We start from the raw sequence: 11408 nt of genomic DNA, 5'->3' as shown, positions 1-11408 counted from the left end.
GGACCGGAGCGGGCGGGGGCCGGGGGGACGGTGGTACGGGACGCGGGGACACGGCGTGGGCTGCTTGCGGGGTGGTCACCGGGCGCAGCACCATGGCGATCACGCCCGGCACCACGGCCCCACACCGAGGAGAGCTGATCGCCCGTGACCTCATCCTTACCCCACCGCCCCCTCCCCCGGCGAAACCTCCTCAAGGCCGCGTCCGGCACCGCCGTGTCGGGTGCCCTGCTCACCCCCGGACCGGCGCGGGCCCTCGCGGCCCCGCCCACCGGGGCTCCGGCGGCGGCGGGCGCGGCCGCGGTGCGGCTGCGGTTCACCGAGGCCACCAACGGCGCCGCCACCGCCGCCCACGGCGGGGACCGGATCGTCGCCGAGGTGCAGAACATCCTGTGGTCGGTGCCCCGGGACGGCTCACCCGCCGTCCCGCTCACACCGCCCGATCTGGAGCCCACCCGGCCCGTCCTCTCCCCGGACGGCCGCCGGGTCGCCATGAGCGCCTATCGCGGCGGCTCGTTCTCCATCTGGGTGATGGACGCGGACGGCTCCGCGCTGCGCCGGCTCACCGGCGGCCCCTTCGACGACCGGGCACCGGCCTGGTCCCCCGACGGCCGGAGCATCGCCTTCTCCTCGGAGCGCGGCGGCGACCCGGTCACCGGCAGCCCGTACCGGATCTGGTCGGTGTCGGTGGCGGACGGCGGGCTGCGCCGGCTCACCGGCCTCCCGGACCAGCCGGGGCCCGGACAGGACGCCCCCTGGGAGGACTTCGACCCGGTGTGGTCCGCGGACGGCGCCCGGGTGCTCTTCGTCCGGGGGCGGGTCACGGGCTCCGCCCTGGTCTCCCGTACCCTCGCCGCGGTCCCCGCGACCGGCGGCCCCGTCACCACCGAGACCACGGTCACCACCGGCAGTCTGCTGGTCCCCGCGATCTCCCCGGCGGGCCGCACCGCCTGGCTGCACAGTGTGCCGGGGCCCTTCCGGTACGAGGCGATCACCCTGTTCGTGGACGGCCGCGCGGTGCCGGTCGACGGGGAGATCGCGACCGTGCCGCCCCGGTGGATCGACGACGAACGGCTGCTGCTGACCGTCGCGGGCCGGTTCCGGGTGATCCGGCCGCACCACGACCCCCGGGGCGAGGAGATCCCCCTCGACGCCGTCCTCACGCTGGACCGGCCCCGGTACCGGCGCAAGGAACCCCGGCTGGAGGCCGAGCGGTCCCGCCCGGTCCGGGGGATCCATCTGCCGCAGCTCTCCCCCGACGGGCGGAGTATCGCCTTCGCCGCGCTCAACTCCCTGTGGGTGGTGGGGATCGGCGGGGGCGTCCCGCGCAAGGTGGCGACGGGCTCCCCCACCGCCTATGTGCAGGGCCCGGTGTGGTCCCCGGACGGGCGGGCGCTGATCTGGACGGACGACCGGGACGGCCTCAACGGGGTGCGCCGCCGGGAGCTGTCCGGCGGCCGGGAGACCGTGCTCGCCCCGGGCGGCCGGGTGCATGCGGTGCTCTCCCCGGACGGCACCCGGCTGGCCTGCCTGGACATGGCGGGAAATCTGGTGGTACGGGATCTCGCCGCCGGGACGGAGCGGGTCCTGGTGGCGCCGCTGGGCGGTGGCGGGCTCCCGGGCCGCCCCAGTTGGTCCCCCGACGGCCGTCATCTCGCCCTCTGCGACCGCAACCGGCTCAACCAGCGCTTCCGTGAGGGGCTCAATCTCATCCGGGTGGTGGACACCGCGAGCGGTGCCGCGCGGCTGTACGGGCCGGCGCCCCACGCGTCGCTCTCCGACCGGTACGCCTCGGGCCCGGTGTGGTCGCCCGACGGGCGGTGGATGGCCCTGGTCAGCGAGTCCGCGCTCTGGCTGCTGCCGGTCGGGCGGGACGGCGCGCCCACCGGGCCGCCCCGGATGCTGACGGACGAACCCGCCGACCACCCCTCCTGGTCCGGTGACTCCCGCACCCTGCTCTACCAGTCGTCGGGACGGCTGCGGCTGCTCGCCCTCGACGCCTCGGGCGAGGTCTCGGGCGCGCCCCGGACGGTGCCGGTCTCCCTGAGCTACCGGCGTCCCGCCCCCGTCGACACGGTGGTGCACGCGGGTCTGCTCTGGGCGGGTACGGGGTCGGCGCCGCGCGCCGATGTCGATGTGCTGATCCGGGAGGGGCGGGTGACGGCGGTCGAGCCGCACCGGGCGGGGCGGCGGGCGGCGCGCCATGTCGACGCCTCGGGCGGCACGGTGCTGCCGGGGCTGTGGGACGCCCATGTCCATCCCTGGCAGTACACCTACGGGGCCCGGCAGGGCGCCCTGTGGCTCGCGTACGGCATCACCACCACGGTGTCGCTGGGCGGGTTCGCGTACGAACAGGCCCGGCTGCGGGAGGACATCGCGGCGGGTCTGCTGGCCGCCCCCCGGCTGCTGGCCACCGGGGAGCTGCTGGACGGCTCCCGGGTCGGCTACAGCATGGGCAGGGCGCACCGCACCCGCGCCGGTTTCGCCCGTTCGCTGGCCCGCGCGGCGGAGCTGGACTGGGACTTCGTCAAGACCTATGTGCGGGCGCCGTACGGGCTGATGGAGGAGGCGGTCCGGTACGCCCATGACCGTCTGGGGGTGCCCAGCGGTGGCCATCTCTGCTCCCAGGGGGTGCAGTGCGGCCAGGACATGACCACCCATCTGCTGGCGACGGAGCGGGCCGAGTACGGCCATGGGGCGACCGCCGGGACCCATACCCACCAGGACACCCGGGAGGTCTACACCCGGGGCGGCTTCGATCTGATCGCCACACCGTTCACGGCGACACCGCTGGTGGGGGCGGATCCCTCGGTGGCGGACGACGCGCGGGTACGGTCGATCATGCCGCCGTGGGACATCGCGACCGTCGACGCCCTCGCCGCCCGCCCGCCGTCGCCGCAGGAGCTGGCGGTGCTGGAGCGCGAGGTCGGTGTCTACCGGCGGGTGCTGCGCGAGGGCGGGCGGGTGCTGCTGGGGACCGACGCGCCGCTCACCGCGGGAGGGCTCCATCTGCATATGGGGATGCGGGCGCTGCACCGGTACGGACTCTCCGCGGCGGAGATCCTGACCACCGTGACCACCGCCCCCGCGCGGGCCTTCGGGGTCGCCGACCGGCTCGGCACGGTGGAGCCGGGCAAGCTGGCCGATCTGACCCTGGTGGACGGTGATCCGTTCGAGGACTTCGACACACTGATCCGGATCCGGGGGGCCGTACGGGGCGGCCGACTGTACGAACGGAGGGCGCTGGAGGAGGCGTTCACCCGTCCCGCTCCCCGGCACCGGGCGCCGGAGGGCGGCTGGGGCGCGGTGGTGGACCAGATGCTCCGGGACGGCTGCTGCGACGGGCACCGCGCGGAGGGGTGAGCCGTACCCCCGTACCCCCCGTACGCCGTACCCCGTGCCCGGTACCCCGTACCGTGCCGTGGTCCCCGCCGCCCGGATCCATGGGCGGCGGGGGTACGGTACGGGGCGCGGTTCAGCCGTCGCCGTCGGCCGCCGCCCGGAGCGCGGCCACCTCCAGCTTTCCCATCGTGAGCATCGCCCGCATGGCCCGGTCGGCACGGGCCGGGTCGGGGTCGTGGAGCAGCTCCTCCAGCTCCCGGGGGACGACCTGCCAGGACAGCCCGTACTTGTCCTTGAGCCAGCCGCACGGCCCCTCCTGGCCGCCGTCGGCGGTCAGCCGCTCCCAGTAGTGGTCGACCTCGGCCTGGCCGGAGCAGTCGATCTGGAGCGAGACGGCCTCGGTGAAGGTGAACTCCGGGCCGCCGTTGATCGCGGTGTACGGCTGTCCGTCCAGTTCGAACTCGACGGTGAGGACCAGGCCCGCCGGGCGGGGTCCGGCCTCGCCGTAGTGGGTGACCCGGGTGATCCTCGAACGGGGGAAGACCGCGCAGTAGAACGCGGCGGCCTCCTGGCTCTGGGTGTCGAACCACAGGTTGGGGATGATCCGCGGCATCACGCACACTCCTGGTGTCCTGGGGGCCGAACCCCTTCGGCCCCTCTCTTCTCCGACCGTCCGGGGCGCCGGAACTCATCGGCCCCGGTCAGTCAATCCGCTTCGGCGATCAGCGCGGTGCCGACCCGCCGGAAGCCGAGGCGGGCGTAGAGACGGGCGATCTCCTCGTCGCCCGCGGAGAGGAAGACGGTGTGCGCGCCCCGGGCGCGGGCGTCGGCCGCGAGGGCGGCGGTGACGGCGGCCCCGAGGCCCCGGCGGCGGGCCGAGGGCAGGGTGCCCACGCCGACGACCTCGGTGACCGGCCCGACCGGCTGGTGCTGTCCGGAGCAGAGGGCCAGCCCCTCGGGGGTGACGGCGGCGGCGATCCGGACCCGTCCGGCGCGCATCCGCTCCTCCATGGCGGCCGTCGTACCGTCGGCCGCCGCCCGCCGGACCGCGGCCGCCAGCTCGGGCGGGCCCGCCGGGCCGGTCGCGGTCCCCGGCTCGGCGAAGGCCAGGTGCGGTACGGCCAGGGCGCTCGGCAGCGCCGGGTCGCCGGGCTCCAGGATCCGTACCCGTACACCGTCGCCGGTCTCCGGTACCCCGGCCGGCGCCCGGTCCGGGTCGAGGACCATCAACGGGTGCTCCCGTACGGTGAGTCCGGCCTCCTCGGCGGCGGCGCGCAGGGCGGGGGTGGTCTCGGCGACCCATTCGAAGCTCTCCGGAACGCCGAGTTCCCGCTGGCGGGCCCGGACCCGGGCCACCGCGTCGGCCGTCACCGCGCCGACCGCCACCACGTCAGCCGTCACCGAGCCGGGGCCGGTGAGCGTGGGCCGGGCGTAGTAGGGCCAGCCCGCGCCCTCCCGGACGAAGAGGGTGAGCGGTCCCAGCTCCTCGGCCCGCGCGTTGGAACGGGGCACCGTGTCGTAGTAGTTCTCCAGCTCGACCAGGAGGGCCGCACCGGTTTCATGATCCCATCTCATGGGCCCATCCAAGCAGCACGGTCCCGACCCGGCGGTTCCCCCACAGGACATCATCCGCATTCTGGACATGGCTCCCCGCTGGGGGAAACGGCACCGTAAGCTGACCGGTGCAGCTGGTTCGCCCCGTCCGCCAGACGGGCTGCGTCGTAAGAGGGAACCTGGTGGGAATCCGGGACTGCCCCGCAGCGGTGAGTGGGAACGACCGCCGTCATACGCACTGGGTCCACAGGGATCTGGGAAGCGACGGCCAGTAGGTGTCCGCCGGTCCCCGGTGGATGTGCCCGCGAGTCCGAAGACCTGCCCGTTGCCCGCACGCGGACGATTCCGCGCGCGGATATCCCGGTGACCTCGAGGGCGGGTCGGCGACACCAGACGGAGGACCGTGCCATCGCACACGGGCCCGTCCGGTCCGTCACCCCTTCGCGCTCTCGTCCCGTCCCCGGGATCTCAGGGATTCATCTCGCGAAGGAGATCTCCGTGACACCGAAGTCCGCAGCCGCGGCAGCACAGGCCACCGTGTACGGCTACCCCCGTCAGGGCCCGAACCGGGAGCTGAAGAAGGCAATCGAGGGCTACTGGAAGGGCCGGGTCACCGCCGACGCCCTCCGGGCCACCGCCGCCGAACTGCGCGCCGCCACCTGGCGCGACCTCGCCGGGGCCGGCGTCCACGAGGTGCCCACCGGCGACTTCTCGTACTACGACCATGTGCTGGACACCACCGTCATGGTCGGCGCGATCCCCGAGCGGCACCGGGCGGCCGTCGCCGCCGACGCCCTCGACGGCTACTTCGCGATGGCCCGCGGCACCCAGGACGTGGCGCCGCTGGAGATGACCAAGTGGTTCGACACCAACTACCACTATCTGGTGCCGGAGCTGGGCCCGGACACGGTCTTCACCGCCGACTCCACCCAGCAGGTCGCGGCGGTGACCGAGGCCCTGGCGCTCGGGCTGACCCCGCGGCCGGTGCTGGTCGGCCCGGTCACCTATCTGCTGCTGGCCAAGCCCGCCCCCGGGGTGGCCGCCGACTTCGACCCGCTGACCCTGCTGGACCGTCTGCTGCCGGTGTACGGGGCCGTCCTCGCCGATCTCCGGGCCGCCGGTGCCGCATGGGTCCAGCTGGACGAGCCCGCCCTGGTGCAGGACCGCACCCCGGCGGAGCTGAACGCCGCCGCCCGCGCCTACCGTGATCTCGGCGCCCTCACGGACCGTCCGCGGCTGCTGGTCGCCTCCTACTTCGACCAGCTGGGCGAGGCCCTGCCGGTCCTCGCCAAGGCACCCGTCGAGGGTCTCGCCCTCGACTTCACCGAGGCCGCCGCCGCCAACCTGGAGAAGCTGGCCGCCGTCGGCGGGCTGCCCGGCAAGCGGCTGGTCGCCGGAGTCGTCAACGGCCGCAATATCTGGGTCAACGACCTGGAGAAGTCTCTCGCCACCCTCGGCACCCTGCTGGGGCTCGCGGACCGGGTCGATGTGGCCGCCTCCTGCTCGCTGCTGCATGTCCCGATCGACGCCGCCGCCGAACGCGACATCGACCCGCAGATCCTGCGCTGGCTCGCCTTCGCCCGGCAGAAGACCGCCGAGATCGTCACCCTGGCCAAGGGCCTCGCCCAGGGCACCGACGCCATCCGGGGCGAACTCTCCGCCAACCGGGCCGCGCTCGCCTCCCGCGCGGCCTCCCCGATCACCCGCGACCCGGCCGTCCGGGCCCGTACCGGGGCGATCACCGACGCGGACGGCCGCCGCTCCCAGCCCTACGGCGAGCGGACCGTCGCCCAGCGCACCCGCCTCGGGCTGCCGCAGCTGCCCACCACCACCATCGGCTCCTTCCCGCAGACCGACGAACTGCGCGTTGCACGGGCCGATCTGCGGGCCGGACGGATCGACACCGCCGGGTACGAGGAGCGCATCCGGGCCGAGATCGCCGAGGTGATCGCGTTCCAGGAGAAGACCGGGATCGATGTCCTGGTCCATGGCGAGCCCGAGCGCAACGACATGGTCCAGTACTTCGCCGAGCGGCTCACCGGCTATCTCGCCACCCAGCAGGGCTGGGTCCAGTCCTATGGCACCCGCTATGTCCGGCCGCCGGTCCTCGCCGGGGACATCTCCCGGCCCGAGCCGATGACCGTCCGCTGGACCTCGTACGCCCAGTCCCTCACCGACCGTCCGGTGAAGGGGATGCTGACCGGCCCGGTCACCATGCTGGCCTGGTCCTTCGTCCGCGACGACCAGCCGCTCGGCGAGACCGCCCGCCAGGTCGCGCTCGCCCTGCGCGACGAGGTGGCCGATCTGGAGACGGCCGGCACCGCGGTGATCCAGGTGGACGAGCCGGCGCTCCGGGAGACCCTGCCGCTGCGGGCCGCCGACCACGGCGCCTATCTGGACTGGGCGACCGAGTCCTTCCGGCTGACCACCGCCGGTGTCCGGCCGGGCACCCAGATCCATACCCATATGTGCTACGCCGAGTTCGGCGACATCGTCCAGGCCATCGACGACCTGGACGCGGATGTGATCAGCCTGGAGGCGGCCCGCTCCCATATGCAGGTCGCCCACGAGCTGGCGGCCCATGGCTATCCGCGTGAGGCCGGACCCGGTGTCTGGGACATCCACTCGCCCCGGGTCCCGTCCGAGGAGGAGGCCGCCCGCCTCCTGCGCACCGGCCTCAAGGCCATCCCGGCCGAGCGGCTCTGGGTCAACCCCGACTGCGGTCTGAAGACCCGTGGCTGGACCGAGACCCGGGCCTCCCTGGAGAACCTGGTCGGCGCGGCCCGCACGGTCCGCGAGGAGCTGTCGGGATCCTGACACCCCCCGGGGTACGGCCGTCCGGGACCTTCCCGGGCGGCCGCGCCCCGGGGCCACCCGGGCCGGGACGGTACGGGGTCATCCCCTTGCCGGAAACAGTCCGGGGGTCGGTCCCGCACCGGGAGCCGTACGGGGGTCAGGTCCGCGCCGGGAGCCGTACGGGCGCGGCCGGGCACTCCTGGACGCCCGGGTCCCACCGGGCGGCCCGGGTGCCCGGCCCGGGCACCGGGTCATGGGGCCGCCGTTCCGCCTCCCCCAGCTGCCGGTCGATCCGGCGGTCCCGGAGGTGCCCGGCGAGCGAGGGCGACAGAAGGAGCAGCGCGAGGCCGGACAGCACGATCCAGCTGAGTGCGGTGGAAGAGGTCATGCGGTCAACTCTCGCCGCCCCGGCCCCCGCCCGGCAGTGGCAGGACTGTCATCGGGAATCGAATTACTGCCACACTGCGACCATGCTGAGAAATGTCGCCGTCGTCCTGCTCGATGTGGTCCACCCCTTCGAACTCGGCGTCCTGTGCGAGGTGTTCGGGCACGACCGCAGCGACGACGGGCTGCCCGTCTACGACTTCGCCGTGGTCTCCGCCGCCGGACCCCGGCTGCGCACCCACGCCGGTTTCGAGATCGCCACCCCGCACGGGCTCGACCGGCTCGAAGAGGCCGATCTGATCGCCCTGCCCACCGGGGGCGACTACCCCACCCGTGCCTATCCGGAGGAGTTGCTGACGGCGCTGCGCCACGCGGCCGGCCGGGGGGCCAGGCTGCTGAGCGTCTGCACCGGCGCCTTCGTCCTCGGCGCGGCCGGGCTGCTCGACGGACGGCGGTGCACCACCCACTGGCGCCATGCCCGCGCGCTGGCCGAGCGCTTCCCCCGGGCGATCGTCGACCCGGGGGTGCTCTACATCGAGGAGGGGCCGGTGATCACCTCGGCGGGGACCGCCGCCGCCATCGACGCCTCCCTCCATGTCCTGCGGCAGGAGCACGGCCCCCGGGTCGCCAACACCGTCGCCCGGCGGATGGTCGTACCGCCGCACCGCGACGGCGGACAGGCCCAGTACATCGAACGGCCCCTGCCGTCCGCCCGCTGTGACACCGTCGGCACGGTACTGGCCTGGATGGAGCACCATCTCGACCGGGAGATCACCGTGGAGGGGCTGGCCGAGCGGGCCCATATGTCGCCCCGGACCTTCGCCCGCCGCTTCCGGCAGGAGACCGGGACCACGCCCTACCGATGGCTGCTGCGCCAGCGGATCCTGCTGTCACAGCAGTTGCTGGAGACCACGGACGACACCGTGGAGACCATCGCCGGCCGGACCGGCTTCGGGACCGCCGCCCTGCTGCGCCATCACTTCCTGCGGACCCTGGAGACCACCCCGCACGCCTACCGCCGTACCTTCCGGGGCCCTTCGGCGGGGGCCGGGCCGTCCTGAGCCCGGCCCCCGGACCGGCCGCCGCCCGCGGCTCACCAGCCCTGGCGGGGGTGGCGGCCGCCACGGGCCGGGGGCGGCAGGAAGCCGCTGCGCAGCCGGGTGATCAGGGCCCGGCGCAGATCCCGGTCCTGGTCGGTCTCGACCGCCGTGTCGAGCTGGACGATGTCGACGCCCGCCGCGCGGAGTCTGCCGATCCGTTCGGCGACGGTCTCCGGCGAGCCGACGAAGGCCCCGGCGAGGGAGCGGCGGACATAGGCGGTGATCCGCTCCTGGTCGCTCCGGTCCGGGCCGGTGAGTCCGCGCTCGCGGTCCCGGTCCAGCTGGACGGCGTCCCGCCGGCCCCGTGACTCGGGGGCGGTCGCCAGCCGGATGGCGTCCCGGCCGATCCGGCGGGCCCGCTCCGCCGCCGCCTCGTCGGTCCGGTCGAGGACCAGGGTGACATGGCGCCAGATACGCAGGGTCCTGCCGTGTTCGGCCGCCGCCGTACGGGCCTCGGCGATACGCCGCCGGGTGGTCGGCAGCGGCCCGGGGGCGACCGCGTACACCTCCGCGAACCGGGCGGCGAGCCGTACCCCCTCGGGCGACGACCCGCCGAAGGAGATCAGCTCGCCGCCCGGCCTCGGCCACACCCCCGGGCGGGCGTCGCGCACCTGGTAGAACTCGCCCCGGTGGTCGAAGCCCCGGCGCTCCGTCAGACCGCGCCGGAACAGCTCCAGATACTCCCCGGCCCTGCGGTAGCGGTCCGCCTTGGTGAGGAGATCGCCGTCGCGGGCGACATCCGTGTCGCTGGAGCCGACGATCACATGGGCCGAGACCCGGCCGCCGGAGAGCCGGTCCAGGGTGGCGAGGGAGCGCGCCGCCGAGGTGGGGGCGGTGATCCCGGCGCGGTGGGCGACGGCGATCCGGAGCCGGCTGGTGGCGGCGAGCGCCCACGCCCCCACCAGCCAGGGGTCGGGCCAGGAGCTGGACTGGGTGACCAGGGCGCTGTCCAGGCCGTCCTCCTCGTTCTCCTGGGCGGTCCTCGCCACATGCGCGGGGTCGGCGTCGCGCTCCGGCGGGTCCGGGGCGAAGCGCAGTGCCTGCCGCTCCCCGGGGGTGGCGCCCGCGACCGGGGCGGCGCGGATCCCGCCCCGCAGATCCAGTTCCATGCTCACTCCGTCCTCGTTCCCTGCACAGATGGTTCCGGGCGCGCCCTCGGGCGGCCCGTTCAGCGGGCGGCGGGTCCCAGCCGCGCCAGGGTGTCCAGCAGCCGGGCCCGGCTGGCGAACTCATCCGGCGGCAGCGAGACATACAGCTGAAGGGTGGTCACCCCGGGCCGGTGGTAGGCGAGGATCCGCTCCCGGCACTCCTCGGGGGAGCCGCTGATGAAGAGGCCGTCGACCACCTCGTCGGGCAGCGCCTTCTGGGCCGCCTCGGGGTCGCCCGCCGACCAGGCGGCGTGGCACTCCCGGAGCAGTTCGCCATGGCCCAGCCACTCATGGAACTTGCGGTAGGGCTCCCGGTTGAGGATCCAGGCGAGGAAGGGCCGGGTCGCCCGGTGCGCGTACGCGGTGTCCTCGGTGGGGCAGACGAACACCTTCACCACCAGCTCCTTGCCGGGCGGCTGGGGGCCCACCGCGTCCAGCACCTTCGGCACGTCGTCCGGGAAGAGCAGATTGGTGATGGCCCCGTCGCCCTCGTTGAAGCCCAGCCGCAGCATGCCCGGCCGCAGCGCGCCCAGGATGACCTTGACGGGTTCGGCCGGCGGATGGGGCAGCCGGTAGCCGGTGATGGAGAAGGTGTCGAAGTCACCGGCGATGTACTCGCCGCGCAGCGCCCGGGTGACGAAGCGCAGCACATCGCGGGTCCGCTTGAAGGGCTCGTCGAAGGGGATGCCGTTGATGTCGGTGACATGGGCGGGGACGGATGATCCGATGCCGAGCAGCAGCCGGCCGGGGGCGAGCTGGGCGAGGGTGGCGGCGGTCTGGGCGAGGACGGCGGGGCCCCGGGTGTGGACGGGGACGATCCCGGTGCCGATGCGCAGGCTGGGCGACCAGGTGGCGGTGGCCGCCAGCGGGGTGAAGGCGTCGGTGCCGCCGCCCTCCGCGCTCCACACATCGGTGTAGCCGAGGTCGGGCAGGCGTTCCACCAGGAAGCGGTGACGGTCGATGGTCAGTCCGGGCAGGGGCAGGGTGATGCCCCAGTTCGGCGGGGTGCCGCCGGTCGCCGTGCGGGGGTGGTGCGGGGGTTGCTCGGCGGTCATGGAACCGGCCGTCCTTCCTTGGGGGGCGTACG

The 11408-nt window shown here is 74.4% G+C and carries 8 protein-coding genes and 1 riboswitch; of the genes, 3 read left to right on the top strand and 5 right to left on the bottom strand.

The genetic code is table 11. The features are described from left to right. The first annotated feature begins 144 nt into the window (after positions 1–144). On the top strand, positions 145–3360 hold the full coding sequence (locus tag ABT354_RS17765) for an amidohydrolase family protein (RefSeq protein WP_351494638.1): 3216 nt from the start codon (positions 145–147) through the stop codon (positions 3358–3360). Between the two features lie 112 nt (positions 3361–3472). On the opposite strand, the gene ABT354_RS17760 is transcribed toward ABT354_RS17765, so the two are convergent. Together ABT354_RS17760 and ABT354_RS17755 are read right to left on the bottom strand one after the other, a co-directional pair. After that, complete coding sequence (locus tag ABT354_RS17760) at positions 3473–3952, bottom strand: VOC family protein (RefSeq protein ID WP_351494636.1); 480 nt, start codon at positions 3950–3952, stop codon at positions 3473–3475. 92 nt (positions 3953–4044) lie between these two features. Beyond that, a complete protein-coding gene (locus tag ABT354_RS17755; RefSeq protein ID WP_351494634.1) occupies positions 4045–4914 on the bottom strand; it encodes a GNAT family N-acetyltransferase in 870 nt (289 codons plus the stop codon). A gap of 97 nt (positions 4915–5011) precedes the next feature. Continuing rightward, positions 5012–5233: riboswitch (cobalamin riboswitch) on the top strand. 158 nt (positions 5234–5391) lie between these two features. Between ABT354_RS17755 and metE the strand changes: the two genes are divergently transcribed. Further along, positions 5392–7710 carry a 5-methyltetrahydropteroyltriglutamate--homocysteine S-methyltransferase gene (metE, locus tag ABT354_RS17750; RefSeq protein WP_351494632.1) on the top strand — a complete coding sequence of 773 codons (2319 nt, stop codon included), beginning with the start codon at positions 5392–5394 and terminating at the stop codon, positions 7708–7710. A gap of 136 nt (positions 7711–7846) precedes the next feature. Here metE and ABT354_RS17745 read toward each other — a convergent pair whose 3' ends face one another. After that, complete coding sequence (locus tag ABT354_RS17745; protein WP_351494630.1) at positions 7847–8077, bottom strand: hypothetical protein; 231 nt, start codon at positions 8075–8077, stop codon at positions 7847–7849. Positions 8078–8159: 82 nt separating this feature from the next. On the opposite strand from ABT354_RS17745, the gene ABT354_RS17740 reads away from it, so the two are divergent. Next, on the top strand, positions 8160–9134 hold the full coding sequence (locus tag ABT354_RS17740) for a GlxA family transcriptional regulator (RefSeq protein ID WP_351494628.1): 975 nt from the start codon (positions 8160–8162) through the stop codon (positions 9132–9134). Positions 9135–9166: 32 nt separating this feature from the next. Here the strand turns inward: ABT354_RS17740 and ABT354_RS17735 are convergent, their stop codons facing one another. Further along, complete coding sequence (locus ABT354_RS17735) at positions 9167–10282, bottom strand: LLM class flavin-dependent oxidoreductase (RefSeq protein ID WP_351494626.1); 1116 nt, start codon at positions 10280–10282, stop codon at positions 9167–9169. A 59-nt stretch (positions 10283–10341) separates the two neighbouring features. Next, the gene (locus ABT354_RS17730) at positions 10342–11376 is read right to left on the bottom strand and encodes an LLM class F420-dependent oxidoreductase (RefSeq protein WP_351494625.1); all 1035 of its coding nucleotides are present in this window, start codon (positions 11374–11376) and stop codon (positions 10342–10344) included. Positions 11377–11408 lie beyond the last annotated feature (32 nt).

The organism is Streptomyces sp. NPDC000594, assembly GCF_040299965.1.
Taxonomy (GTDB): Bacteria; Actinomycetota; Actinomycetes; order Streptomycetales; family Streptomycetaceae; genus Streptomyces.
The sequence above is the reverse complement of the archived record's forward strand: the minus strand, read 5'-3'. Positions and strand labels throughout refer to the sequence as shown.